This window comes from Microbacterium sp. NPDC056003, assembly GCF_042274785.1.
GTDB lineage: Bacteria > Actinomycetota > Actinomycetes > Actinomycetales > Microbacteriaceae > Microbacterium.
The window spans coordinates 119,365-143,760 of sequence record NZ_JBHJXQ010000003.1 but is presented as its reverse complement, the minus strand read 5'-3'; the positions used below and the strand labels follow the sequence as shown (position 1 = coordinate 143,760).

Below are 24,396 nucleotides of genomic sequence, written 5' to 3'. Positions count from 1 at the left end.
CTCTGGGCGCTGGTCGCCGGCCGCCGGTCCGTCCAGTCCCGCGGCCCTCGTCGCTCGTCGCCGGTCGCCGGTCGTTGATCGCCGGTTGCCCGTTGCCCGTCGCCGAGATCAGGGGATTCGGCGTATGCAGGACGTTCTGCGAGGAATCGTCCTGTTTTCGCCAGATCCCCTGATTCGGGAGAGAGCCAGCAGCGCGCGGGCCCCGCAGAGGCGGGGCCCCAGCGGCGTGGGGCCCTGCAGAGGCGGGCCCCACGCCACGCGCCGGCCAGGCCCGGCAGTGCGCGGGGCCCGGCCAACGCGGCGGCAGCGCCCGGGCAGGGCACGAGCAGCGCGCGGGCCGGGCGCCGCGCAGAGGGTGAGGTCAGACGTCGCCTGACGTGCGGGAGCGGCCGCGCAGGAGCACGACGCCCAGCGCCGCGATGCCGGCGACGAGTCCGCCCGCCGCGAGCCAGCGCGCCACGGGGTCGGCCGCAGGGGCCGCGGTCGCCTGGCCGTCTGCGTGCTCGCCCGCACCGGAGGCTGCCCCCGCCGAGCCGTCCCCCGCCGAGCCGTCACCCGCCGAGCCGTCAGCCGCTCCGTCCTCGCCCGAAGCGTCCGCGTGGCCGTGCCCGTCGTCCTCGGCGACCGCGCCGACCTCGACGAGGGGTGCCGGGGCGTCGAGGTAGTGCGGGTCCTGGCCGTCGTCGGCGATGTCAGCCCAGGCGGTCTCGCCGTCGGCGCACAGCTGGGTCACCGGGAATGCGAGCGTGCTGCCGGCCGCGGATTCGTCGAACAGCACGTCCATCGCGACGGTCGCCTTGAAGCCGTCCTCGACGGGGATGTCGCTCGTGAACGTGATCTGCGTCGGCACGCCGTCGGCGCCCGACTCGCGTGTGATGGTCCAGCCGCCGTCGACGATGGGCGTCGCGTTTCCGACGCCGTCGGGGATGTCGATGACGAGCGAGGTCGTGGGGGATCCGTCGCAGCCGTGCGAGAACGCGAACGTGAGCGTCTCGGTCGAGCCGGCCGCCACCACGCCGGGGTCGACGTGGACGTGCGCCGAGGCGGCCAGCGGCGCGCCGACGGCGAGGGCGAGCCCCGCGGCGGTTCCGAGGGCGACGCGGAGAACGCGACGGGCGGGGCGGGCGGGGGCGGTAGTGGTGCGGGAAGTGGTCATGAACTGTCTTTCGTCGGGGTGCGCAGGCAGGCGGTCGCCGCCGCGCGGATGCACGGAACAGCGGTCCACGCGCGTACGGCGCAGGACCGGTGGGATGCCGCGGTCAGGAGGCCGCGAGGACGAAAGACGGAGGGCCGCGCCGAGAGGCGTCGGACAGCATCACGCGCGCGTCGCGCCGCCGAACGACGACAGCCGGCGCCGAGCGCACGAGCGGCGCGGCGACGAGCACCGGAACGCCGGCGCGACGAAGCAGTGAACGGATGCCGCGGCCCAGGGCGCGCAGCATCCGCTCGCCGTTATACAGCACGACGAGCGTGGCCACTGCCGCGATGAGGTGGCCGACGAGCATCCCGCCGTCGGGCAGAACCCCGGCCGTCGAGGTGCCGCCGACGAGCTGGACGTCGTGGACGTGGCCGCGGAGTCCGGTCGGGTCCACGCCGGCGGTCATGGCTAACGCGGTGTGGAACAGACCCTGACTCACCAGGACGGCGGTGCCGACCCGCCAGACAGAGAGCCGACGGCCGACCAGTGCGATGACCACGGGCGAGGCGAGCACGCCGAGGACCGCGATGAGCACGGGGGAGGGTGCGCCTCCGCCGGCCAGAGTGTGGGAGGTCGCGGCGATGATGGTTGCGATCCACGCAGCCGCAGCGCCTCGCAGGGCGCGAACGTGGCGTGGGGTCACGGGATCCTCCTGGGACGAGCCTAGGCGAGAACCGAGGACGGTCACGGCCAACTCAAAGGCCCGCGCGGGTACCGTGTCGGGTGTGGAAGCACTCGCATTCGTCATCGGCGTCGTCCTCATGGTCGTGGGCCTCGCCGTGTCGATCGCGCTCCACGAGCTCGGTCACCTGTGGCCGGCCAAGAAGTTCGGTGTGCGCGTCGGCCAGTACATGATCGGATTCGGTCCCACGCTGTGGTCGCGCCGCCTCGGCGAGACCGAGTACGGCGTCAAGGCGATCCCCCTCGGCGGCTACATCTCGATGGCCGGCATGTACCCGCCTTCGCCGAAGCAGGCCTCGGCTGCGGCATCCGGCCACCGCTCGGGCAAGGCGGGTGGTGGCTTCTTCGCCACGATGGTCCAGGACGCCCGCGCCGCGAACGACGAGACACTCCTCAGCGAGGACGACGACCGCGTCTTCTACCGGCTGCCCGTGTGGAAGCGCGTCGTGATCATGCTCGGCGGGCCGGTCATGAACCTGCTGTTCGCCATCGTGCTCTTCGCGATCCTGCTGTCGGGCATCGGCATCCAGACCGCGACGACCACCGTGTCGAGCGTCAGCGATTGCGTCATCCCGTCCGATTCCGCTCGCTCCGAGTGCGAGCCCACCGATCCGCAGGCACCCGCGGCCGCCGCCGGCATACGGTCCGGCGACGTGATCGTTGCGGTCGACGACGAGCCGATCTCGACCTTCGCCGAGGCGGCGGCTCTGATCCAGGCCTCGCCTGAGCGGGCGATCTCGATCACGGTCGAGCGCGACGGCGAGACCCTGACTCTGCCGCTGACGCCCGTCGCGGTCGAGCAGCCGGTGCTCGACGTGCGAGGTCAGCCGGTGGTCGGCGAGGACGGCGAGCCGCAGACCGAACGGGTCGGTCTCGCCGGCATCCGTCAGGAGGTCGACTACCTGCGTGAGCCGGTGTGGGTCGCGCCGCAGATGGCGTTCGAGCGCGTCGGAGCCGTCGCGGGGATCATCTGGCAGATGCCGGTCAAGGTGTGGGAAGCCGGAACGACCCTCGTCACCGGCGAAGAGCGCGATCCGAACGGGCCGCTCAGCATCGTGGGCGCCGGGCGGCTCTCGGGCGAGGTCGCGGCGGCCGACGCCCCCGTGCTGAACCGCGTCGCCGGCTTCCTCGAGCTCCTCGCCGCGGTCAACATCGCGCTGTTCGTCTTCAACCTCATCCCGCTCCTGCCGCTCGATGGCGGGCATATCGCGGTCGCCCTGTGGGAGGGGATCAAGCGCGTGTGGGCCAAAGTCTTCCGCCGCCCGCCGCCCAAGCCGGTCGACGCCACCAAGCTGGTTCCGGTCACGTTCATCGTGGTCGTCGCGCTCATCGCGATGGGCGCCGTGCTGATCCTGACTGACATCGTCAACCCGGTCTCGCTCTTCGGGTAGGGAATCTTCGAGGACCTGTCGAAATCGGTCTTGTCCATTCGCTGTGGGGATGAAACGGTTCCACTGACGAAAGGACCACGACCGTGAAGTACGTCCTGATGTTCACCAGCACCCCTGAGCTCGATGCCGCCGTTCCGCCGGAGCGCGCGCAGGAGGTCTACGGTCGGATCTACGAGTGGTTCGGCGAGCACGCCGAGCACATCGACGACTCCGGCGCCGAGTTGCAGCCCCCCGACACAGCGACGACCGTCAAGCACGGCGGGGACGCGCCCGTCGTGGTGGACGGGCCGTTCTCGGAGGCCAAGGAGGTGGTCGGCGGGTTCAGCGTGATCAACGCCGATGACCTCGACGCGGCCATCGCGATCGCCAGGAGCTGGCCCGCCCTCGCGCTCCCCGGCGTGGCGGTCGAGGTGCGCCCGATGGTGGTCGACTACAGCCAGTTCGAGCAGTGAGCACTCCGGATGCCGCGACCCCGCGCGATGCGCGCGGCGGGGCCGCGGCATCCGATCTCCTGCTCGCACGCATCGTGCGTGAGGAGTCCGGACGCCTCGTCGCGACTCTGACACGGTCGTTCGGCAGTCTCGACGTCGCCGAGGAGGCCGTCGCCGAGGCGGTCGAGGAGGCGCTGCGGGAGTGGCGGGGCCGCGGCATCCCGCCGAAGCCGGGCGCGTGGCTCACGCAGGCCGCCCGGCACAACGCGCTCGACCGCCTGCGCCGGGAGAGAGGACTCCGCGACAAGCTGACGCTCGTCTCGCGCGGGGCCGCGCCCCTGCCGGACCCGGGGGAGGAGATCGATGAACGGCTTCCGCTGCTGTTCGGATGCTGCCACCCCGCGCTCTCGCCCGACGCGCAGCTCGCGCTCACCCTTCGGGCGGTGTGCGGCCTGACGACGGCGCAGATCGCCCGCGCGACGTTCAGCGCCGACGCCGCGGTCGGTCAGCGCATCGTGCGCGCCAAGCGCAAGATCGGTGCGGCGGGCATCCCGCTGCGCATCCCGGAGGGACCGGAGCGGGCCGAGCGGCTCGACATCGTGCTCACGACCGTGTCGGTCATGTACAGCGAGGCTCATCTGGTGGCGGGGAGGGATGCCGCGGCCGACCGCGATCTCGCCGACGACGCCCTGTGGCTCGCGCGCGTCACCGCGCACGCGCTGCCCCGAGAGCCCGAGGCGCAGGGGCTGCTCTCGCTGCTGCTCTTCCACCGAGCGCGGGAATCGGCGCGGGCCGTCGACGGTGACCTGGTGCTGCTCGACGACCAGGATCGCTCGCGGTGGGACGCCGCCATGCTCACCGGGGCGCGTGCAGCGCTGGAACGGGCGGCGCGGCAGCGGCGGCCCGGGCGGTGGCAGCTGCAGGCGGCGATCGCAGCGTGCCACGCGGATGCCCCGACGGCCGCCGCGACGGACTGGCTGCAGGTGCTGACGCTGTACGACATGCTGCTCGCGTACGACCGCACACCGGTCGTGCGGCTGAACCGTGCTGTCGCACTCGCTCGCATCGACGGCCCGGAGCGGGCGCTCGCCGAGGTCGACGCGCTCGAGGATGCCCTGGCGCGTTCGCACCTCTGGCACGCGGTGCGCGCGTCGCTGCTGCGGGAGCTGGGGCGCGACGACGACGCGCTCGCCGCGGACCTGCGCGCGCTGGAGCTCACCGCGAACGAGGCGGAGCGCCGCCTGCTGGCATCGCGCATCGACCGCTGACGCAGCCGGTTGTCGAGTGCGCGACCTGCCGTCCCCCGCTGATCGAGTGCGCGCGCAGCGCGTGTATCGAGATCCCTCGCCCGGCGATCCGCTCAGCGACGCGGCGCGGACAGCGCGTGCGACACCAGACGTTCGAGCGTCGTCATGCCGTCGCGCGACAGGATCGACTCGAGGTGTCCCTGCACCGACGCATACCCGGGTCCGCGCAGCGCGTACACGTCGCCGGTCGCAGGATCCGCCGCGACCTCGGTCTCGCCGATCTCGGTCACCCCGGCCGGGACGCGCGCAGCGAAGGTGTTGTAGAAGCCGATGGATGCCGGCATCCCGAACACGTCCACCGTCTTCTGCAGACCCTGGTGCGGCGCGGCGAGCGGTGCGAGCTCGATGCCCACCGAGTCGGCGAGGATCTGGTGGCTCAGGCACACCGCGAGGATCGGGCGCCCGGCCTCGCGGCGCCGGCGCACGACGTCGCGCATCCGGCCCATGCGCGGGCTGGACGGTTCGCGCGGGTCGCCGGGGCCGGGGCCGGACACCACGAGCTCCGCCTCGTCGATCTGCGCATCCGTCACGTCGCTCCACGGAACGATGGTCGCGTCGAGTCCGAGGTGGCGCAGCTGGTGGGCGAGCATCGTGGTGAAGCGATCCTCGGCATCGACGACCAGCGCGGAACGCCCGGCGAACGGACCGGCCTCGTCCGTCTCCTGGGGGTTGAGCCAGAACGAGGCGAGCCGGCCGTTGCGCGAGGCGAGGAGGGAAGCGATCTCGGGGTCGTCGGCGAGGCGCCTCGGCTCGGCGGCGGGGGCGTCTTCGTCGATGGCGGCGGCTTCGGCGGCGGCCGGGACCTCGGGGCTCAGCTGCGGGCCGGGATCGCGGGCGATCGCGCCGATCGCTCCCAGCACGCCGGCGGCCTTTCCGTGGGTCTCGCCGACTTCGCCGTACGGGTCGGAGTGCCGCACGAGCGTGGCGCCGACCGGCACGCGGAGACGCCCGGCTTCGAGATAGGCCGTGCGGATCAGGATCGGGGCGTCGAGGTCGTGCGTGGGCTCGCCCTCGCCGACCGTCGGGCGGGGGGTGAACAGCGCGGCGACGCCCGAGTAGTAGCCGCGCGGCGTGCGCTCGTGGCGGGTGATCACCGTGCACGCGTTCTGCATCGGCGAACCCGTGACGGTGGGGGCGAACATGGTCTCGCGCAGGATGTCGCGCGGATCGAGGCGGCTGCGCCCGCGCAGCACGTACTCGGTGTGCGTGAGGCGCGACATCTCCTTGAGGTGCGGTCCGGTGATGCGGCCGCCGTCGGAGCAGACCGCGCTCATCATCTTGAGCTCCTCGTCGACGACCATGAAGAGCTCCTCGGTCTCCTTGGTCGACTCCAGGAACTCGCTGAGCGTCTCGGCGGTCGCGCCGCCGGCGGGGTGGCGGAAGGTGCCCGAGATCGGGTTCATCGTCACCACGCCGTCCTGTGCGCTCACGTGCGCCTCGGGGCTCGCCCCGACGGCGACGTGGCCGGGCGTCACGACGGCGAAAGTCCAGTAAGCACCGCGCTCGTACTCGAGCAGGGCATGGAACCACGTCAGCGCGGCGGTCGCGGGTTCGACGTCGACCCGGGCGGTGAAGTCGCGACGGATGACGAAGTTCGCCCCCTCGCCGCGTCCGATCTCGTCGGCGATCACCCGTCGCACGATGTCGGCGTACTCCTCGTCGGCGATGTCGAAACCGGCGCCCGCGAGCGGCACCGCCTCGGTCGGCAGCTGCGCGAGCACCTCGTCGCGCGGGAGCGACACGCGCTCCGAGACGACGAGGCAGCGCAGCGGAGCGCCGTCGTCGTGGCACTCGAAGCCGCGCTCGATCACCTGGCGGAACGGCACGAGCGCGAGCACTTCCCGCGCCGCGCCGGTCGCATCGAGCAGCGGGATGTCGGCGAGCAGCGCGACGTCGACCACGTCTCCGGTGAGGATTTCGACGGTCGCGCCGTCACGGGCGATGAGGGCGAACGGGATGCCGCGAGCGGCCAGCTCGGGGACGGAGAGGTGGGCGGGCCCGGTCATGATCGGTCCTTCGTCGTGGGGGCGGTCGCCCTACGAAAAAGAAGACCGCCTCGAGGGCGGTCTGTGGTCGCGCGAACCCACCGCCTTATGCGGTGAGCCACCAGGTGCGGGTCGCGGACATGGGCCGAACCTACCACAGCGCCGTGCGCCGCCTCCGCCCCGTGACGCATGCTTCAGCGCGTCGCACGCTCGAGCTCGACTGCCGCGCGGCGCCGGCCGATCGTCTCGTAGCCCACCACCACGAACGCGGGCGACACGGCGACGAGGATGATGCCGACGCCGAGCGTGGCGCCGGAGGACACGGCGATCACACCCGCCGCGAGGAACAGGACCACCCCGATGTAGAGCACCAGGTTGAACCAGTCGAACTGCATCACGAGGAGCGCGAAGAGCGCGAAGAGGAGCGTCTCGAACGCCAGCACGGGGATCGCGATCGTGAGGATCGCGAAGGTGGCGTCGACGTGCGCCTCGTGCGAGATCACATTCGCCGCAACGTGCAGGCCCGCGCCGACAGCGACGAGCGAGCCGAACAGCGCGATCTGCAGGTAGCCCCACACGAATCCGCGCGCGCGATGGCGTTCCAGCACCGCGCCGAACGGGATGGCGAAGTACATCCACCACATGCCGAACGCCAGCGCAGTGCCCCCGAACGCGACCAGGGCCGCCTCGACCGTCCAGCCCGCCTCGCCGCTCACGACGGCGGAGATCGCGAGGATCGTGCCCAGGATCACTTCGCCGAGCGTGATGATGACCAGGAGCCCATACCGCTCGGCGATGTGATGAGCGTGCCAGGGCGTGCGCCCGAAGCGCAGCTCGGCGAACAGCGGGCACGCGAGTTCGAGCAGCATCAGCAGGGTCGTGAAGACGAGGGTGATGCCCACCGGCAGGGTCAGGAAGATCAGTGCGATCCAGCCCACCTGAGCGGCGGAGATGCCGATGGCGTACGCGAGGCACGTTCGACGGCGCGCCTCGTCGTGGCGCGCGGCGCGCAGCCAGAGGGCGACCGTGGCAAGGCGCATGATGACGTAGCCGGCGACCATCACGGTGTTGTCGAGGTGCGCGCCCTCGGCGAGCGAATGGAATACGTCGGGGACACCGAGAGCGACCACCAGGACGCCGACCATCACGATGAGCGTCGCCACGCGGAAGTACACGTCGTCGGTGTCGTACGCCGACGCGAGCCAGGAGTAGTTGATCCAGGCCCAGGTCACCGCGAACGTGCCGAACGCGAAGCCCAGCAGAGCCGTCGCCACCTGGTCGAGTTCCAGGTAGTGCGCCATCTGCGACGAGATCTGGCTGAATGCAACGACGAAGGTCAGATCGAAGAGCAGCTCGAGCGGTGTGGCCGCGCGGTGCGCCTCATGCGGATCGCGTCCGGTCATCCGCCGAACGTGACGACTCAGGCTCATGCGGGAAAGCTACACCGATACCAGGCGCGCGGCGTCACGGCAACGCTCAGGCGACGACCAGCCCCAGGGGAGGCGACCCCGCGTAGGCTGGGGGCGTGCCAGCAGTGAATCTCGGGATGCCCAAGGTCCCCGAAGTCCTCGCCCCTCGTCGCAAGACCCGGCAGATCAGCGTGGGCAAGGTGCTCGTCGGCGGCAACGCGCCCGTCAGCGTCCAGTCGATGACGACGACGCAGACCACCAACATCAACGCGACACTCCAGCAGATCGCCGAGCTCACGGCCTCGGGCTGCGAGATCGTGCGCGTCGCCGTCCCCCACCAGGACGACGCCGATGCGCTCAAGATCATCGCGATGAAGAGCCAGATCCCGGTGATCGCCGACATCCACTTCCAGCCCCGCTACATCTACACCGCGATCGACGCGGGCTGCGGCGCGGTGCGCGTGAACCCCGGCAACATCCGCCAGTTCGACGGCAACGTCGGCCAGATCGCCGCAGCGGCGAAGGCCGCCGGCGTCTCACTGCGGATCGGCGTCAACGCGGGCTCGCTCGACAAGCGTCTCCTGGAGAAGCACGGCAAGGCGACGGCCGAAGCACTGGTCGAGAGCGCCGTCTGGGAGGCGTCGCTCTTCGAGGAGCACGACTTCCACGACTTCAAGATCTCGGTCAAGCACAACGACCCGGTCGTGATGGTGAAGGCCTATCGCATGCTCGCCGAGCAGGGCGACTGGCCGCTGCATCTCGGCGTCACCGAGGCCGGGCCCGCCTTCCAGGGCACGATCAAGAGCGCCACGGCGTTCGGCATCCTCCTCTCCGAGGGCATCGGCGACACGATCCGCGTGTCGCTGTCGGCGCCCCCGGCCGAAGAGGTGAAGGTCGGCCACCAGATCCTCCAGTCGCTGAACCTGCGCGAGCGCAAGCTCGAGATCGTGTCGTGCCCGTCGTGCGGTCGAGCGCAGGTCGACGTCTACACGCTCGCCGACAACGTCACCGAGGGTCTCAAGGACATGACGGTGCCGCTGCGCGTCGCCGTCATGGGTTGCGTCGTGAACGGTCCGGGCGAAGCGCGCGAGGCAGACCTCGGGGTCGCATCGGGCAACGGCAAGGGCCAGATCTTCGTCAAGGGCCAGGTGATCAAGACCGTGCCCGAGGCAGACATCGTCGCGACGCTCATCGAAGAGGCGAACCGCATCGCCCACGAGATGGGCCCGAACGCCCCGGTGGGCACGGCCCAGGTCGTCACGAGCTGACGACCCCGAGTCCGCCCGTCCGAGCGATCCGGAGTCCGCCCGTCTAGGACAGGGTGCCGGCGCTCACCGCGAGGTCGTCGGTGACGGTTGCGCTCGTGCGCACCGCGATCTCGAGCGCGCGTGCGATATCGGCGAGCGGGAGGGACGCGGCATCCGTCGACCGATGCTCGGCCGCCCACGGCACGTGCACGAACCCGGCGCGTGCACCGCGCGATGCCGACTCGTGCAGCGCCGTGTAGAAGACGTGGTTGCACACGAAGGTGCCGGCAGAGTGCGACACGGATGAGGGGATGCCGGCTGCCGCGATGTCGCGCGCGATGGCTTTGACGGGCAGCGTCGCGAAGTAGGCGGTGGGGGCCTCGGGCACGCTCGGCTCGTCGACCGGCTGCGCGCCGGCGTTGTCGGCGATGCGTGCGTCGCGCAGATTGACCGCGACGCGCTCGACGGAGATCGTGGCGCGGTCGCCCGCGAGCCCGCTCGCGACGACGACGTCGGGGGAGTGCTCGGCCAGGAGCTCCGCGAGGCGTGCGGCCGCGCCGTCGAACGTCACGGGCAGGACGGCGGTGACGAGGGTCTCGGGTCCGTCCCACCCCGCCGCGACGATGCCGACCGCCTCTCCGGAGGGGTTGACGGCGTCGCCGCCGAAGGGTTCGAAGCCGGTCAGGAGGATCGTCGTCACCTGACCAGGGTAGGCGGCGCTTATAGACTCGGGCGGTGCCCGCGCTCACCCCGGATCAGACTGCGGCGCTGGCGTCGTGGCTGCCGGGCTTCGAGATCGCGGCGGATCTCAGCTGGGGGCAGACCGACACCGTGGTGCTGCGGGTCCGCACCGCGGGCGGCGAGTACGTGGTGAAGGCCGGAGGCCCGGCGAACCATCACATCCTGCGCGAGCTGCAGGCGCACGACGGCGCGACCGACGTGTGGGTCGCCGAGGGCCGGGCCGCGCGGCTGCGCTTCGCCGATGCCGCACTGCGCATCCTGGTCGTCGACTACCTGCCCGGCGTGCTCGCGGGCTCGACGCCGGCCGCTCTCGACCCCGACGTGCACCGGCAGGCCGGCGAGCTGCTTCGCCAGCTGCACGACGAGGCGTCGGTGGACGGCGGCGTGGCGGAAGACGCGGCGATGCGCTCGGCCCTCAGGTGGCTCGACGCGCCGCATCGCATCGCGCCGGCGACCGTGCGACGGCTGCGCGACGCGCTGGGCGCAGCATCCGTGGATCCTCCTCCTGCCGTGCCGACGCACGGCGACTGGCAGCCGCGGAACTGGCTCATCGACGACGGCGTCGTGCGGGTGATCGACCTCGGCCGGTTCGCGCTGCGTGCGGCGGCCACCGACTTCGCGCGCGTCGCCGCGCAGGAGTGGCGGGCAGACCCCGATCTCGAGCGCGCGTTCTTCGAGGGGTACGGCGACGATCCGCGCACGCCGGAGCACTGGCGGCTGGTGCGGCTGCGCGAGGCGATCGCCACCGCCGCGTGGGCGCACCAGGTGGGCGACGAGCAGTTCGAGGAGCAGGGTCACCGCATGATCCACGAGGCCCTGGAGTGAGCGCGGTCCTCCCCGGCGAACCGCTCTCGCGACCCATCACCGCCGGTGTCGTGACGGCGCTGGTCGGATTCACGAGCGCCTTCGTCATCGTCCTCACCGGCCTCCGCGCGGTCGGCGCCACCCCGGAGCAGGCGGCGAGCGGCCTGCTCGCGGTGTGCGTCACGATGGGTCTCGGCTCGCTGGTGCTCGCGTGGCGATACCGGATGCCGATCACCGTCGCCTGGTCGACGCCCGGCGCCGCCCTGCTCGCGGCCACCGGGGCGGTCGAAGGCGGATGGCCTGCCGCCGTGGGCGCATTCCTCGTGGTCGGTGCGCTCGTCGTGCTCACCGGACTCTGGCCGATGCTGGGGCGCCTGATCGCCGGCATCCCACCGTCGATCGCCCAGGCGATGCTCGCGGGAGTGCTGCTGCCGCTGTGCCTCGCGCCGATCACCGGGATCGTCGTCAATCCGTGGGGCGTCGTGCCGGTCGTGCTGACCTGGCTCGTCTTCGCGCGGCTGGCCCCGCGGTGGGCGGTGCCGCTCGCGTTCGTCGCCGCGGCGATCGTGGTGGGGGTGTCGCTCGCTGCCGAGGGGGCGTCGGTCGACCCGGCACTGCTCATTCCGCGGATCGAGCTGACGATGCCGACGTTCACGGTCGGCGCGCTCGTGAGCATCGCGATCCCGCTCTACATCGTCACGATGGCGTCGCAGAACGTGCCGGGCGTGGCCATCATGCGCAGCTTCGGCTACCGCGTGCCATGGCGGCCGGCGATGCTCGTCACCGGGATCGGAACGGTCGCCGGCGCCCCGCTCGGCGGGCACGCGATCAACCTCGCCGCGATCAGCGCCGCGCTCGCCGCGGGTCCTGAGGCCGATCCCGACCCGAAGCGCCGCTGGGTCGCCGCGATCTCGGCGGGCGGCTCGAGCCTCGTGCTCGGCGCGGCATCGGCGGCGTTCGCCGCGCTCGTGCTGCTCGCTCCGGAAGCCGTGATCCCCGCCGTCGCCGGGCTCGCGCTGTTCGCCGCCTTCGGATCGGCCGTGCAGCAGGCGATCGACGATCCGGGCGAGCGGATGCCCGCGGTGGTGACGTTCCTCGTCGCGGCGTCGGGCGTCTCTCTCCTGGGCGTGAGCGCCGCGTTCTGGGCGCTCGTCGCGGGGCTGCTCGTGCGCACGGTGCTGCACCTCGGGCGCCGCCGGAGAGGGTGAGGTGTGAACCCTTCGCCCGATGCCGGACACTTCAGGATATGGACGAACCGGACGAGGCGCTGTGGGTGCGGGTGTGCGCGGGCGAAGAGGCCGCGCTCGGCGCCCTCTTCGACCGTCATGAGGCACGCCTGTTCCGGCATGCCCGTCGCCTGCTGACGGCGCGGGAGGACGCGAAGGATGCCGTCACCATCGCCTTCTTCGAGCTGTGGCGCAAGCAGGCCGCGGTGCGACTGGTCGACGGCTCACCGCTGCCGTGGCTGCTGAACACCGTGTCCAACTCGGCACGGAACCTGGAGCGGTCCGGCCGCCGCTACCGTGCGCTTCTCGCGCGCACGCCCGCCGCGGCACCCGCTGCGGCGCCCACCGCTCAGGATGAGACCGGCGTGCTGGCTGCGCTCAAGCGGCTGCCCGCGCGCGAGCAGAGCGTCGTCGTGCTGACGGTCCTCGAGGGCTATCCCGAACGCGCGGCGGCCGAGACGCTCGGCATCCCCCTCGGAACCGTGAAGTCCCGCCTCGCCCGGGCGAAGTCGAAGCTCCGCGACGAGATGACCGCGATGGAGGCGTCATGGGTATGAACGAGGACCGGCTTTCGGAGCGGGAGCACGGCGAGATGCGCGACATCCTCCTGGCCGGAACCCAGCGAGTCCGCCCCGCGGGGGCCAATCGAGCACAGATCATCGCGGGGGCGGTGGCCCTGCTGCTCGTCGGCGGCATCGCCGGCGGCGCCGTCACGACGGCAGCGCTCATCAACGGCGGCGCAGTCGCCACGACGCCGACCCCTGCCGAGTCGGACGCCCCGCCACGTCCCGCGCCCACCCCGACGCCGACGGTGCCGCCCGTCGCCGAACCCGCTGTGGGCGTGGAGCCCTTCGGAGGCGAGTGTGCGAACGTCCTCACGGACGACGAGGTCGGCAGAGCCACCGGAATGGCCATGATGCGCTCGGACTACCGCTGGAAGACGGGCGCGAACACCACTCTCGGCGGCATCGACTGCGTGTGGGTGTCGGACGGGGTGTACCTGGCGGCCACAGTCCACGTCTTCGCCTACCCGGAAGCCGTCGTGGCCCGGGCGGTGAGAGAGGCTCCGACCGGGTGCGTGCCCGTCGAGGGCGAGGGAGATGACGAAGTGTGCGTGTCCACGGACGTCGCAGGTGGAACGTGGGTGCAGGTGCGGGTGCGCGGCGCGGCCGACGGCGTCAGCGAGGAGGGCACCGCGCAGCTCCTCGCAGCCGCGACGGCGAGGCTCGACGAGCACGCGGCGCCGCTCTCGGCCGAGCCGCAGGACGAGTGGTGGGCCCTTCCCGACTGCGAGCAGCTGGTCACCGGCATCGACCCCGGGCTCTACGGGTTCGAGCGCGTGGCCCTGCTGGACCAGCAGGGCATGACCGCACCCGAGACCAGCGCGGAGAGCATCCCGCTGACCGCGAGAGCCACCTCCACCTGTCTTCTCCACTTCACGGCCGGCGAAGGGGACGACACGAGCGGGGAAGTCGTCGCGGTGTCCGTCGTGCCGGGCGGTGCCGTGGCGTTCCCGACGGCTTCCGGACGGCAGGACGCGGTCCCGGTGACCGTGGCGGGGGCGCAGGGCGCAGTGGTCGTCCCCGGCCTGGACCGGTATGAGGGATCGCCTTCCGTCCTCGTGGTCAGCGACGGCGTGAACATCCTCATGGTCACCCCCGACATGGTGCGAGACGCGGCCGAAGCCGCTCCGCTGGCAGCCGCGCTGCTCGCCGTGATGCATCCCTGACGGCGGGCCCGTGCGCAGAATCGGAGATCGTCGCGGACACGCCGCTCGGAGGTCGCCCGCGCCGGCGCGTCGCCGGTGATCTCCGATTCTGCGACGGAGGTCCCGGGTGACGCTCAACCGGCAGCGGCGGCGGGCGCGGCATCCCACCGCTCTAGACTTGTCGCTCGTGGTCACACGTCTCTCGCAGTATTTCCTCCGCACGCTCCGCGAAGACCCGGCTGACGCCGAGGTCGCAAGTCACCGACTGCTCGTTCGCGCCGGCTACATCCGCCGTGCCGCACCGGGCATCTTCACGTGGCTGCCGCTGGGCCTGAGGGTCAAGGCGAAGATCGAGAAGATCATCCGCGACGAGATGACCGAGGCGGGCGCGTACGAGGTGCACTTCCCGGCGCTGCTGCCGCGGGAGCCCTACGAGCAGTCGGGCCGCTGGACCTCGTATGGCGACGGCATCTTCCGCCTTCACGACCGCCGCGGCGCCGACTACCTGCTCGCGCCGACCCACGAGGAGATGTTCACCCTCCTCGTGAAGGACCTGTACTCGTCGTACAAGGATCTGCCGCTGACGATCTACCAGATCCAGGACAAGTACCGCGACGAGGCGCGTCCGCGCGCCGGCCTGCTGCGCGGCCGCGAGTTCACCATGAAGGACGCGTACTCGTTCGACTACACCGATGAGGGGCAGGATGCCTCGTATCAGTCGCAGCGCGACGCGTACGAGCGCATCTTCACACGGCTCGGCCTCGAATACGTCATCGTCGCCGCCGACAACGGTCTCATGGGCGGCGCGCGCAGCGAGGAGTTCCTGCACCCGACGCCCGTCGGCGAAGACACGTTCGTGCGGTCGGCCGGCGGCTATGCGGCCAACGTCGAGGCCTTCACGACCGTCGTGCCCGACGCGCTGCCGTTCGACGGGCTCGGCGCGCCGGTCATCTTCGACTCGCCGAACACCCCGACGATCCAGACGCTGGTCGACCACGCCAACGCCCATCTCGAGGCTCCCGCCCCCGGGATCGCCGGCCCGGCGACCGACGCCGCCACCACGTGGACGGCGGCGCACACGCTGAAGAACGTCGTGCTCGCCCTGACGCACCTCGACGGCACGCGCGAGCTCGTCATCGTCGGGATCCCGGGTGACCGGGACGTCGACGACAAGCGCGCCGAGGTCGCCTTCGCGCCCGCCGCCGTCGAAGCGGCCACGCCCGAGGACTTCGAGAGGCACCCGCTCCTCGTCAAGGGCTACATCGGCCCGTGGTCCGAGACCGGTCCGCTCCTCGGCGAGGAGTCGGCGACCGGCATCCGCTACCTGCTGGACCCCCGAGTCGTCGACGGCACCGCGTGGATGACGGGCGCCAACATCGACGAGAAGCACGTGCACACGCTCATCGCCGGCCGGGACTTCACGGGCGACGGATTCGTCGAGGTCGCCGACGTGCGCGCCGGCGACCCGGCGCCCGACGGCTCCGGACCGGTCGAGCTCGCACGCGGCATGGAGATCGGCCACGTCTTCCAGCTCGGGCGCTTCTTCGCCGAGACGCTGGGGCTCAAGGTCCTCGACGAGAACGGCAAGCTCGTCACGGTGACGATGGGCTCGTACGGCATCGGCGTGACGCGCATCCTCGCCAACCTCGCCGAGCTCAACCACGACGAGAAGGGCCTGCAGTGGCCGGCCTCCGTCGCGCCGTTCGACGTGCACGTCGTCGCCGCCGGCCGCGAGGCCGTGGCGTTCGAGGTCGCCGAGAAGCTGTCGGCCGAGCTCGAGGCATCCGGTCTCGACGTCCTCTACGACGACCGCATCAAGGTCTCTCCCGGAGTGAAGTTCGGCGATGCCGAGCTCATCGGCGTCCCGAAGGTCGTCGTCGTGGGGCGCGGGGCCGCTGAGGGTCAGCTCGAGCTGTGGGACCGCCGCACCGGCGATCGCGACGCCGTCTCGGTCGCCGAGGTCGTGGAGCGTCTCCGGGCGAACTAGGCGAGCCCCGCCCTCGGGAGGCGGCGGCATGCCACGCTGGATGCATGCCCGACCCTTCCGCCGTGCCCCCTGAGGTGACCGACGACATCCGCGCGCTGATCGCCGACGCCGGGATCACCGAGAACGTCGACCTCATCGCGCGCATCCTCGTGACCGGCGTCGGCCTCGGCCTCGACCGTGCGGACCGGCTCGACCTGAAGATCACGACGGCGGCGTTGGGCGAGATGCGCGCGGCGTTCGAGCACTTCGCGCCGTTCGACGGTGTGCCCAAGGTCACGATCTTCGGTTCCGCGCGCACGCGACCCGACGACCCGGTGTACCGCGCGGCGGCCAGTGTCGCGGAGGCGCTCGCCGAGAGCGGCTGGCTCGTCGTGACGGGTGCCGGGCCGGGCATCATGCAGGCGGCGGCCGAGGGCGCGGGCGCGCACCGCTCGCTCGGCGTCTCGATCCGGTTGCCGTTCGAGGACCGCCCGAACTCGGTCATCGCCGAGAACTCCCGCAACGTGGCGATGAAGTACTTCTTCACGCGCAAGCTCATGCTCGTCAAGGAATCGCATGGGTTCGTGTGCGTGCCCGGTGGCTTCGGCACGCTCGACGAGCTGTTCGAGCTGCTCACGCTGCAGCAGACCGGTAAGGCGGAGCCGACGCCGATCGTGCTGCTCGACAAGCCCGGCGGCACGTTCTGGCACGGCCTCGAGCGTTTCGTCGACGAGCAGCTGGCAGGCTCGGGCCTGATCTCGCCCGGCGACTTCGACCGGCTGCTCATCACGGACTCCGTGGAGGCCGCCGCGCAGGAGATCACGGGATTCTGGCGCAACTACGACTCGCTGCGCTGGGTGGGCGACCGGCTCGTGCTGCGCCTCAAGGCCGCTCCCACCGACGCCGAGGTGGACGAGCTCAGCGAGCGCTTCGGGTCCCTGCTGCTGTCGGGGCGCATCGAACGCAGCGAGCCGCTGCCGGCGGAGGCCGACGACGAGGCCCGCGCCGACCTGCCCCGGCTCGTGCTGCGTCTCGACCAGTTCAAGGTCGGGTCGCTCCACCGCCTTATCCGGGCGGTCAACGCCCTGGACAGCGCGCCGAAGGGGCCGGCCCGGGCGGCGTGAGACCGACCGACCCCATCGGGCGCGGGGCGCGTCGCCGCGTCAGCAGCTGACCGTGCCGTGGCGCATCATGTCATCGGGCGTGTCCCGCGTCACGAGAGCCTTGAGCATGCCCGCGGCCACGACCAGCTTGCCGTGGCGGGGCTCCCAGAACTCGCACTCCTTCGGGGTCACGCGCAGCAGCGCGATCCCCGGGGTGTCGAGTCCGTCCTCGAACCAGATGTCGAGACTGGGGGAGTAGAGCTCCTGCATCTTGGCGCGGTCGTGCACGACGGTCGCGCGGCCGGCCACCGAGACGTAGCGGTGCCCCTTGGCGTCGATGTACGCGAGACCGACGTCGTGCCCGGGGTCGGCCTCGGCCTCGGCGACCTTCTTGGTGTCGTCGAGCGTGAAGAACCAGATGTCTCCCGCGTCGTCCATCCGGCGCGCGCTCATCGGACGGCTGACGAGGTTTCCTGCGGCATCCAGCGTCGTGAGCATCGTGAAGTCGATGTCCTCGACGAGCTCCTTCACGCGGGCGATGGCCTCCATGCCGGTGACTTCGGTGGGTTGTGTCGTGTCGGTCATGACTCGACACTTCCCGAGCCGGCGATCCGGGGACAGGGGATTGACAGATCGGATGCCGCGGCCAGACTCACATCCGGGCGAAGCGTGCCCGTGCCACGGTGAAGACCCCGTAGGCGATGAATCCCACACCGACGACGCCCGCGATCAGCGGCCCCAGCGCCAGGGCGAGCATCGCGTCGACCGCCCCGTCGATCCCGCCCGCGGTCTCGGCATCCGTGCTCAGCGCCGCGACGAGCAGCAGCACCCCGACGATCGCCAGCGCGACGCCCTTGGCGATGAACCCCACGATGCCGAGGCCGGTGACCCCCCGGCCGACGACGGTGTCGGGGATGTCCATCCGGTTGTGGAAGCTGCGCAGGATGCCCATGGCGACGAAGGCGACGCCCGCGGCCGCGAACCCGAGGCCGATGAGCGACAGCACGATCGGTCCGCCCGGGATGTCGATCAGGCCGCGGCTCGCGTCCTCGGCCGCCTTCTCGGCGTTCGGCCGGGCGCCCAGGGCGACGGCGGCCGCGATCACGCCGAGGCCGATGAAGACGACGGCCTGGCCCCACTCGGAGGTCCGCCGTCCCCACTTCTTCGCGGCGCCCTTGGTGTCGCCCGACAGGTCACGCGCGAGCAGGCCCTCGGCGGCGTGCCAGAGGCCGAGCGCCCACAGCGCGGCAGCGATGAGCCACAGCAGGACGAAGCCGAGCGGCGCGGCCGCCACGGCCTTCAGCACACCCGCCTGATCGCCCTCCGCCTCGCCGCCGAACGCGATGACCAGCACGAGCACCCCCAGCAGGATGTGGACGATGCCGTTCGCCACATAGCCGGCGCGCGCGAACAGCTCGAAGACAGGGCTCGCCTCGGCTTGTCGCGCGGCGGCCTTCGCAGAGGGGGCCGACATGCGGTCAGCATATTGCGGCGGATCGGAAGCCGAACGGGGTTGCGCGCGCACCGCGGTTCATGCTGATGCGCGGGCCGCCAGCATCCTCCCAGCGCCGCCGGCCGCGGCATCCGGTAACGTAAGAGGGTTCCGGCGGCTGGATGCGTCGGTGAGAGCTGAATACGGAGGCCCAGAGTGGACATCGATCTCGGATTGCTGCGGACTGTCGAGCGTGAGAAGGAGATCCCCTTCGACGAACTCGTCCGGATCATCGAGCAGGCCATCCTGACCGCCTACGCCAAGCACACGTCGCCCACCGGCGATCTCCCCGAGGGCGCGCGCGCCGAGCTCGACCGCAAGACCGGCCACGTCGCCGTCTTCGTGCCGCTGCTCGACGACGAAGGCGCGGTCATCGGCGAGGAGGAGAGCACCCCCGAGGACTTCGGCCGCATCGCGGCATTCGCCGCCAAGCAGGTCATCTCGCAGCGCCTGCGTGACATCGCCGACGACGCCGTCCTGGGCGAGTTCCGCGGCAAGGAGGGCGACATCGTCGCCGGCGTCGTGCAGCAGGGCCCCAACCCGCGCATGGTGCACGTCGACCTCGGCACGGTCGAGGCCATCCTTCCACCCGAGGAGCAGGTCGCGGGGGAGGAGTACCCGCACGGCTCGCGCTTGCGGGTGTACGTGACCTCGGTGTCGAAGGGCACCAAGGGACCGCAGATCACGGTGTCGCGCACGCACCCGGGCCTGGTCCGCAAGCTCTTCGCCCTCGAGGTGCCCGAGATCGCCGCCGGACTCGTCGAGATCGTCTCGCTCGCGCGGGAGGCCGGCCACCGCAGCAAGATCGCCGTGAAGGCCAACGACCCGACCATCAACGCCAAGGGCGCCTGCATCGGCGAGCTCGGTCGCCGTGTCCGCGCGGTGACCGAAGAGCTGGGCGGCGAGAAGATCGACATCGTCGATTACGACCCCGAACTCGCGAAGTTCGTCGCCAACGCGCTGTCGCCCGCGAAGGTCACCTCGAGCTTCATCCTCGACGCATCGAGCAAGGCCGTGCGCGCGCTGGTCCCCGACTACCAGCTGTCGCTGGCGATCGGCAAGGAGGGCCAGAACGCCCGTCTCGCCGCCAAGCTGACGGGCGCGAAGATCGACATCCAGCCCGACTCGATCCTCGAAGAGGGCTGACGCGGACGGCGCTCCCAGCCCCGAGGTGTAACATGGAGCCTGTACGAACGTGCGTCGGTTGCCGCACGCGTGCTCCCCGGTCCGCCCTCCTCAGGGTGGTCTCCATCGATTCCGTCCTCGTCCCCGACGAGCGTGCGGTGATGCCGGGACGAGGCGCGTGGGTGCATCCGACGAACGAATGCGTGGATGCCGCACTCCGGCGCCGCGCCTTCGTGCGGGCATTGCGTGTGTCAGGCCCGCTTGACACGCAGACCATCGAGAAACGGCTGAACGGCTATGGAAACAAAGTGAACGGCTCGAAATGAGTCCCGTCCGCGACTAACGGTCTGCCCTGCCTGGGTAGACCCCAGACAGGAGAATTGTGGCAAACGCCAAACCACGCGTGCACGAGATCGCCTCCGAACTCGGCGTCGACAGCAAGGTCGCCCTTGCGAAGCTCAAGGAGCTCGGCGAGTTCGTGAAGAGCCCCTCGTCCACCATCGAACCCCCCGTGGCCCGCAAGCTGCGCGCCGCCCTCGAGGCGGACGGCGCGGCCAAGCCGGCTGGTGACGCGAAGCCGGCCGCTCCGGCGCGCCCGGCCGGCCGTCCCGGCCCCGCGCGCCCGGCGGCTCCGGCAGCCCCGGCCGCTCCCGCAGCCAAGGCGCCCGCAGCGCCCGCTCCGGCTCCGGCTGCCAAGACGCCGGCCCCCGCGCCTGCGCCCGAGGCTCCGGCTGCGGCCGCCCCCGAGGCTCCGGCTCCGTCCGCCCCCGCGCCGAGCGCTCCCGCCGCCAAGCCCGGCGCGCCGACGCCCGGCGCCCCGACCCCGGGCGCTCCCCGCCCCGGCGGCGGTGCCGGCGCTCCGCGCCCCGGCAACAACCCCTTCGCCTCTTCGCAGGGCATGGGCCAGCGTCCCGCCGGCCCGCGTCCGGGCAACAACCCCTTCGCCTCGGCGCAGGGCATGGGCCAGCGTCCGAACCCCGGCAACATCCCGCGTCCGCAGGCTCCGCGCCCCGGCGCCCCCCGTCCCGGCGCTCCGCGCCCGGGTGGCGGCGGTCGTCCGGGCGGCGGCGGTCGTCCCGGCGCACCCTTCCAGCAGCGTCCCGGTGGTCCCGGTCGTCCCGGCGGTGCCGGCGGCGGGTTCCAGCGTCCCGGTGCTCCCGGCGGTGCTCCCGGCGGATTCGCGGGTCGCCCCGGTGGCGGCGGTCGTGGCCGCGGTCCCGGCGGTGGTACCGCGGGTGCCTTCGGCAAGGGCGGCGGCAAGTCGAAGCAGCGCAAGTCGCGCCGCGCGAAGCGGCAGGAATTCGAGATGCGGTCGGCGCCGGTCGTCGGCGGCGTCAACGTCTCGAAGGGCAACGGCGAGATCATCCGCCTGCGCCGCGGCGCCTCCATCGCCGACTTCGCCGACAAGCTGGAGGCCCTGAACGGCTACACCGTCCAGCCCGGCACGCTCGTGACGATCCTCTTCAACCTCGGCGAGATGGCCACGGCCACCGAGTCGCTGGATGAGGCGACGTTCGAGGTGCTCGGCGAGGAGCTCGGCTACAAGATCCAGATGGTCTCGCCCGAGGACGAAGACAAGGAGCTCCTCGAGGGCTTCGGTCTCGACCTCGAAGCCGAGCTGGAGGCCGAGAGCGAGGACGACCTCGAGATCCGCCCGCCCGTCGTGACCGTGATGGGTCACGTCGACCACGGTAAGACGCGACTGCTCGACGCCATCCGCCAGACCAACGTGGTCGCGGGTGAAGCCGGCGGCATCACGCAGCACATCGGTGCCTACCAGGTCTGGACCGAGCACGAGGGCATCGAGCGCGCGATCACCTTCATCGACACCCCGGGTCACGAGGCGTTCACCGCCATGCGTGCCCGTGGTGCGCAGGTGACCGACCTCGCGATCCTGGTGGTCGCAGCCGATGACGGCATCATGCCGCAGACGGTCGAGGCGCTGAACCACGCCCAGGCGGCCAACGTGCCGATCGTGGTCGCGGTCAACAAGGTCGACAAGCCCGAAGCCAACCCGGCCAAGGTGCGCCAGCAGCTCACCGAGTACGGTCTGGTCGCCGAGGAGTACGGCGGCGACGTCATGTTCGTGGATGTCTCGGCCCGTCAGGGAACCGGCATCCAGGAGCTCCTCGACGCCGTCCTGCTCACGGCCGACGCGGGTCTCGACCTCACGGCCAACCCGAACAAGGACGCCCGTGGAGTCGCGATCGAGGCCAAGCTCGACAAGGGCCGCGGTGCCGTGGCGACCGTCCTCATCCAGTCCGGAACGCTCCGGGTCGGCGACGCGATCGTGGCGGGTACGGCGTACGGCCGTGTCCGCGCGATGGCCGACGAGAACGGCGACGCCGTCCTCGAGGCCGCTCCGTCGCGTCCGGTCCAGGTGCAGGGTCTGAACTCGGTGCCGCGCGCCGGCGACACGTTCATCGTGACCGAGGAGGACCGCACGGCCCGCCAGATCGCTGAGAAGCGTGAGGCTGCCGAGCGCAACGCCCAGCTGGCCAAGGCCCGCAAGCGCATCTCGCTCGAGGACTTCACCCGGGCACTCGAAGAGGGCAAGGTCGAGTCGCTCAACCTCATCATCAAGGGTGACGTGTCGGGTGCCGTCGAGGCGCTCGAGGAGTCGCTCCTCAAGATCGAGGTCGACGACTCCGTGCAGCTGCGGATCATCCACCGCGGCGTCGGCGCGATCACCGAGTCCGACGTGAACCTGGCGACGATCGACAACGCGATCATCATCGGCTTCAACGTGCGTCCCGACACGAAGGCGCGCGAGCGCGCCGCTCGCGAGGGCGTGGACACGCGCTTCTACTCGGTCATCTACAACGCGATCGACGACGTCGAGCAGTCGCTCAAGGGCCTGCTCAAGCCGGAGTTCGAGGAGGTGCAGTCGGGTGTCGCCGAGATCCGCGAGGTGTTCCGCTCCTCGAAGTTCGGCAACATCGCCGGTGTCATCGTCCGTTCGGGCACGATCACGCGCAACGCCAAGGCGCGCGTCATCCGCGACGGCGTCGTCATCGCCGATGGCCTGGCCATCGAGTCGCTGCGCCGCTTCAAGGACGATGTCACCGAGGTCCGCACGGACTTCGAAGCCGGTATCGGCCTCGGCAAGTACAACGACATCCAGGTCGGCGACGAGATCGAGACCACTGAGATGGTCGAGAAGCCTCGCGGCTGATCGCAATCGGTGAGGGGCGCCAGGCGGCGCCCCTCACCTGTCGAAAGGAACGGACATGGCCGGCGAACGTCAGGCACGACTGGGCGACCGCATCCGCGTGATCCTCGCCGAGAGGCTCGAGAAGGGTCTGCGCGACCCGCGGCTCGGCTTCGTCACCATCACCGACGTGCGTGTGACGGGCGACCTGCAGCACGCGTCGGTGTTCTACACGGTCCTCGGCAGCCCCGAGGAGCGGGAGGCGTCTGCGGCTGCGCTGCGGTCGGCGACCGGGATGCTGCGTTCCGAGGTCGGCAAGCACCTCAACGTGCGCCTCACCCCGTCGCTCGAGTTCATCCCCGACGCGATCCCCGAGAACGCGGACCACATCGCCGACCTCCTGCGCGAGGCGCGCGAGCGCGATGCGGCCGTGGCCGGGCTCGCCTCCTCGGCGACGTATGCCGGCGACGCCGACCCGTACGTCAAGCCACGCGAGTTCGACGAGGCCGGCGAAGCCGACGACGCGCGAGCCGAGATCGACGAGGACTGATCCTCACGACGGCAGGCGGAGGAGTCCTTCGGATGCCTCGGCCAGGCCGTCCGCGATGAGCGAGTCGATCGCTCGATCGCGCTGACGGGGATCGGGCCAGTCCGGCACCACATCCACGAGCGGGACCGCGTGGGTCGCGGCATCCCGCAGCACCTTCAGGACCGCGCCACGCGCCTGCCGGTCGCTGCCCTCGTAGCGCGCCTGTCGTCGGCGCGCGTCGCCGGTGTCGGGATATCCGGCCGCGCGCCACGCGCAGCGGTCCGCGATCGGGCAGGCGTCGCACCGAGGCGCCCGTGCGGTGCACACGACGGCGCCGAGCTCCATGGCGGCCGCATTGACGATCGCGGCGTCGGCGTCGCTCGGGGGGAGGATCGCGTCCATCGCGGCGAGGTCGCGCTTGGCAGGCGGCGCGGGCTGCGAGCGCCCGTCGACGGCCCGAGCGAGCACGCGGCGCGTGTTGGTGTCGACCACGGGCTCCCGCCCGCCGTAGGCGAAGACGACGACCGCCCGCGCGGTGTAATCGCCGATGCCGGTGAGCGCCAGCAGAGCGTGCACATCGCGCGGCACGGCGCCGTGGTGACGGTCGCGGATCTCGACCGCCGCGCGGTGCAGCCAGAGCGCCCGCCGCGGATATCCGAGGTTCGCCCACTGGCGTACCGCGTCGGCCGGTGCGGCGGCCGCGAGGTCGGCGGGGGATGGCCATCGCTCGAGCCAGGCGGCGAGGTGGGGGATCACGCGATCGACCGGCGTCTGCTGCAGCATGAACTCGCTCACCAGCACGCCCCATGCACCGAAGCCGGGGCGTCGCCACGGCAGGTCGCGGGCGTTCTCGCGGTACCACGCGATGAGCGGCGGCGCGAGGTCGGGCATGCCTTCAGCCT

At 71.5% G+C, this 24,396-nt stretch carries 22 protein-coding genes; 14 read left to right on the top strand and 8 right to left on the bottom strand.

Going from position 1 to position 24,396, the window contains the following annotated elements; translation table 11 throughout:
• Window positions 1-361 precede the first annotated feature (361 nt).
• Entirely contained in the window at window positions 362-1,156 is a 795-nt protein-coding gene (locus ACFC1W_RS13055) for a DUF1775 domain-containing protein (RefSeq protein ID WP_375993216.1), read from the bottom strand.
• A gap of 103 nt (window positions 1,157-1,259) precedes the next feature.
• Complete coding sequence (locus tag ACFC1W_RS13050; RefSeq protein WP_375993213.1) at window positions 1,260-1,841, bottom strand: hypothetical protein; 582 nt, start codon at window positions 1,839-1,841, stop codon at window positions 1,260-1,262.
• A gap of 82 nt (window positions 1,842-1,923) precedes the next feature.
• Here ACFC1W_RS13050 and ACFC1W_RS13045 point away from each other — a divergent pair, with 82 nt between their 5' ends.
• The 3 genes from ACFC1W_RS13045 (at window position 1,924) to ACFC1W_RS13035 (ending at window position 4,969) form a co-directional block, all read left to right on the top strand.
• Window positions 1,924-3,270 carry an RIP metalloprotease gene (locus ACFC1W_RS13045; protein WP_375993210.1) on the top strand — a complete coding sequence of 449 codons (1,347 nt, stop codon included), beginning with the start codon at window positions 1,924-1,926 and terminating at the stop codon, window positions 3,268-3,270.
• 83 nt (window positions 3,271-3,353) lie between these two features.
• Window positions 3,354-3,722 carry a YciI family protein gene (locus ACFC1W_RS13040; protein ID WP_375993207.1) on the top strand — a complete coding sequence of 123 codons (369 nt, stop codon included), beginning with the start codon at window positions 3,354-3,356 and terminating at the stop codon, window positions 3,720-3,722.
• Window positions 3,719-4,969: an RNA polymerase sigma factor gene (locus ACFC1W_RS13035; protein ID WP_375993204.1), complete on the top strand. Its 1,251-nt coding sequence runs from the start codon at window positions 3,719-3,721 to the stop codon at window positions 4,967-4,969. The genes ACFC1W_RS13040 and ACFC1W_RS13035 overlap by 4 nt, the downstream gene beginning before the upstream one ends.
• A 92-nt stretch (window positions 4,970-5,061) precedes the next feature.
• Here the strand turns inward: ACFC1W_RS13035 and ACFC1W_RS13030 are convergent, their stop codons facing one another.
• Both ACFC1W_RS13030 and ACFC1W_RS13025 read right to left on the bottom strand, forming a co-directional pair.
• A complete protein-coding gene (locus tag ACFC1W_RS13030) occupies window positions 5,062-7,014 on the bottom strand; it encodes an anthranilate synthase family protein (RefSeq protein WP_375993201.1) in 1,953 nt (650 codons plus the stop codon).
• Between the two features lie 173 nt (window positions 7,015-7,187).
• The gene (locus ACFC1W_RS13025; protein WP_375993199.1) at window positions 7,188-8,423 is read right to left on the bottom strand and encodes a low temperature requirement protein A; all 1,236 of its coding nucleotides are present in this window, start codon (window positions 8,421-8,423) and stop codon (window positions 7,188-7,190) included.
• Between the two features lie 95 nt (window positions 8,424-8,518).
• On the opposite strand from ACFC1W_RS13025, the gene ispG reads away from it, so the two are divergent.
• Window positions 8,519-9,670 carry a flavodoxin-dependent (E)-4-hydroxy-3-methylbut-2-enyl-diphosphate synthase gene (gene ispG / locus ACFC1W_RS13020; RefSeq protein WP_375993197.1) on the top strand — a complete coding sequence of 384 codons (1,152 nt, stop codon included), beginning with the start codon at window positions 8,519-8,521 and terminating at the stop codon, window positions 9,668-9,670.
• 43 nt (window positions 9,671-9,713) lie between these two features.
• On the opposite strand, the gene pcp is transcribed toward ispG, so the two are convergent.
• Window positions 9,714-10,349, bottom strand: coding sequence for a pyroglutamyl-peptidase I (pcp, locus tag ACFC1W_RS13015; protein WP_375993194.1), 636 nt, complete (start codon window positions 10,347-10,349; stop codon window positions 9,714-9,716).
• A 35-nt stretch (window positions 10,350-10,384) separates the two neighbouring features.
• Here pcp and ACFC1W_RS13010 point away from each other — a divergent pair, with 35 nt between their 5' ends.
• The 6 genes from ACFC1W_RS13010 (at window position 10,385) to ACFC1W_RS12985 (ending at window position 17,218) form a co-directional block, all read left to right on the top strand.
• The gene (locus ACFC1W_RS13010; protein ID WP_375993191.1) at window positions 10,385-11,215 is read left to right on the top strand and encodes a phosphotransferase; all 831 of its coding nucleotides are present in this window, start codon (window positions 10,385-10,387) and stop codon (window positions 11,213-11,215) included.
• The gene (locus tag ACFC1W_RS13005) at window positions 11,212-12,402 is read left to right on the top strand and encodes a benzoate/H(+) symporter BenE family transporter (protein ID WP_375993188.1); all 1,191 of its coding nucleotides are present in this window, start codon (window positions 11,212-11,214) and stop codon (window positions 12,400-12,402) included. The genes ACFC1W_RS13010 and ACFC1W_RS13005 overlap by 4 nt, the downstream gene beginning before the upstream one ends.
• A gap of 38 nt (window positions 12,403-12,440) precedes the next feature.
• Window positions 12,441-12,977, top strand: coding sequence for an RNA polymerase sigma factor (locus ACFC1W_RS13000; RefSeq protein ID WP_375993185.1), 537 nt, complete (start codon window positions 12,441-12,443; stop codon window positions 12,975-12,977).
• The gene (locus tag ACFC1W_RS12995) at window positions 12,968-14,149 is read left to right on the top strand and encodes a hypothetical protein (protein ID WP_375993182.1); all 1,182 of its coding nucleotides are present in this window, start codon (window positions 12,968-12,970) and stop codon (window positions 14,147-14,149) included. Before ACFC1W_RS13000 ends, ACFC1W_RS12995 begins: the two co-directional genes overlap by 10 nt.
• Before the next feature lie 166 nt (window positions 14,150-14,315).
• A complete protein-coding gene (locus ACFC1W_RS12990) occupies window positions 14,316-16,115 on the top strand; it encodes a proline--tRNA ligase (protein ID WP_375993179.1) in 1,800 nt (599 codons plus the stop codon).
• Window positions 16,116-16,159: 44 nt separating this feature from the next.
• On the top strand, window positions 16,160-17,218 hold the full coding sequence (locus tag ACFC1W_RS12985) for a TIGR00730 family Rossman fold protein (protein ID WP_375993176.1): 1,059 nt from the start codon (window positions 16,160-16,162) through the stop codon (window positions 17,216-17,218).
• Between the two features lie 39 nt (window positions 17,219-17,257).
• On the opposite strand, the gene ACFC1W_RS12980 is transcribed toward ACFC1W_RS12985, so the two are convergent.
• Together ACFC1W_RS12980 and ACFC1W_RS12975 are read right to left on the bottom strand one after the other, a co-directional pair.
• Window positions 17,258-17,782: a pyridoxamine 5'-phosphate oxidase family protein gene (locus ACFC1W_RS12980; protein WP_375993173.1), complete on the bottom strand. Its 525-nt coding sequence runs from the start codon at window positions 17,780-17,782 to the stop codon at window positions 17,258-17,260.
• A gap of 67 nt (window positions 17,783-17,849) precedes the next feature.
• Window positions 17,850-18,671 carry a DUF1206 domain-containing protein gene (locus tag ACFC1W_RS12975; protein ID WP_375993171.1) on the bottom strand — a complete coding sequence of 274 codons (822 nt, stop codon included), beginning with the start codon at window positions 18,669-18,671 and terminating at the stop codon, window positions 17,850-17,852.
• A gap of 174 nt (window positions 18,672-18,845) precedes the next feature.
• On the opposite strand from ACFC1W_RS12975, the gene nusA reads away from it, so the two are divergent.
• From nusA to rbfA, 4 genes are all read left to right on the top strand, one after another.
• On the top strand, window positions 18,846-19,835 hold the full coding sequence (gene nusA, locus ACFC1W_RS12970; protein ID WP_375993168.1) for a transcription termination factor NusA: 990 nt from the start codon (window positions 18,846-18,848) through the stop codon (window positions 19,833-19,835).
• Window positions 19,836-19,867: 32 nt separating this feature from the next.
• Window positions 19,868-20,140 (top strand): YlxR family protein, encoded by a 273-nt coding sequence (locus ACFC1W_RS12965; RefSeq protein ID WP_191763210.1) that lies wholly within the window; start codon window positions 19,868-19,870, stop codon window positions 20,138-20,140.
• Window positions 20,141-20,217: 77 nt separating this feature from the next.
• On the top strand, window positions 20,218-22,989 hold the full coding sequence (infB, locus tag ACFC1W_RS12960) for a translation initiation factor IF-2 (RefSeq protein WP_375993984.1): 2,772 nt from the start codon (window positions 20,218-20,220) through the stop codon (window positions 22,987-22,989).
• 55 nt (window positions 22,990-23,044) lie between these two features.
• A complete protein-coding gene (rbfA, locus tag ACFC1W_RS12955) occupies window positions 23,045-23,515 on the top strand; it encodes a 30S ribosome-binding factor RbfA (RefSeq protein WP_375993165.1) in 471 nt (156 codons plus the stop codon).
• A 3-nt stretch (window positions 23,516-23,518) separates the two neighbouring features.
• On the opposite strand, the gene ACFC1W_RS12950 is transcribed toward rbfA, so the two are convergent.
• Entirely contained in the window at window positions 23,519-24,385 is an 867-nt protein-coding gene (locus ACFC1W_RS12950) for an A/G-specific adenine glycosylase (RefSeq protein ID WP_375993162.1), read from the bottom strand.
• Window positions 24,386-24,396 lie beyond the last annotated feature (11 nt).

What these genes read in the sequence shown, in the direction of transcription:
- ACFC1W_RS13055 (WP_375993216.1), bottom strand. Translation starts at nt 1,156, where the DNA reads ATGACCACTTCCCGCACCACTACCGCCCCCGCCCGCCCCGCCCGTCGC.
- ACFC1W_RS13030 (WP_375993201.1), bottom strand. Translation starts at nt 7,014, where the DNA reads ATGACCGGGCCCGCCCACCTCTCCGTCCCCGAGCTGGCCGCTCGCGGC.
- ACFC1W_RS13025 (WP_375993199.1), bottom strand. Translation starts at nt 8,423, where the DNA reads ATGAGCCTGAGTCGTCACGTTCGGCGGATGACCGGACGCGATCCGCAT.
- ACFC1W_RS13000 (WP_375993185.1), top strand. Translation starts at nt 12,441, where the DNA reads ATGGACGAACCGGACGAGGCGCTGTGGGTGCGGGTGTGCGCGGGCGAA.
- ACFC1W_RS12995 (WP_375993182.1), top strand. Translation starts at nt 12,968, where the DNA reads ATGGGTATGAACGAGGACCGGCTTTCGGAGCGGGAGCACGGCGAGATG.
- ACFC1W_RS12985 (WP_375993176.1), top strand. Translation starts at nt 16,160, where the DNA reads ATGCCCGACCCTTCCGCCGTGCCCCCTGAGGTGACCGACGACATCCGC.
- ACFC1W_RS12980 (WP_375993173.1), bottom strand. Translation starts at nt 17,782, where the DNA reads ATGACCGACACGACACAACCCACCGAAGTCACCGGCATGGAGGCCATC.
- ACFC1W_RS12975 (WP_375993171.1), bottom strand. Translation starts at nt 18,671, where the DNA reads ATGTCGGCCCCCTCTGCGAAGGCCGCCGCGCGACAAGCCGAGGCGAGC.
- ACFC1W_RS12965 (WP_191763210.1), top strand. Translation starts at nt 19,868, where the DNA reads ATGGAGCCTGTACGAACGTGCGTCGGTTGCCGCACGCGTGCTCCCCGG.
- rbfA (WP_375993165.1), top strand. Translation starts at nt 23,045, where the DNA reads ATGGCCGGCGAACGTCAGGCACGACTGGGCGACCGCATCCGCGTGATC.
- ACFC1W_RS12950 (WP_375993162.1), bottom strand. Translation starts at nt 24,385, where the DNA reads ATGCCCGACCTCGCGCCGCCGCTCATCGCGTGGTACCGCGAGAACGCC.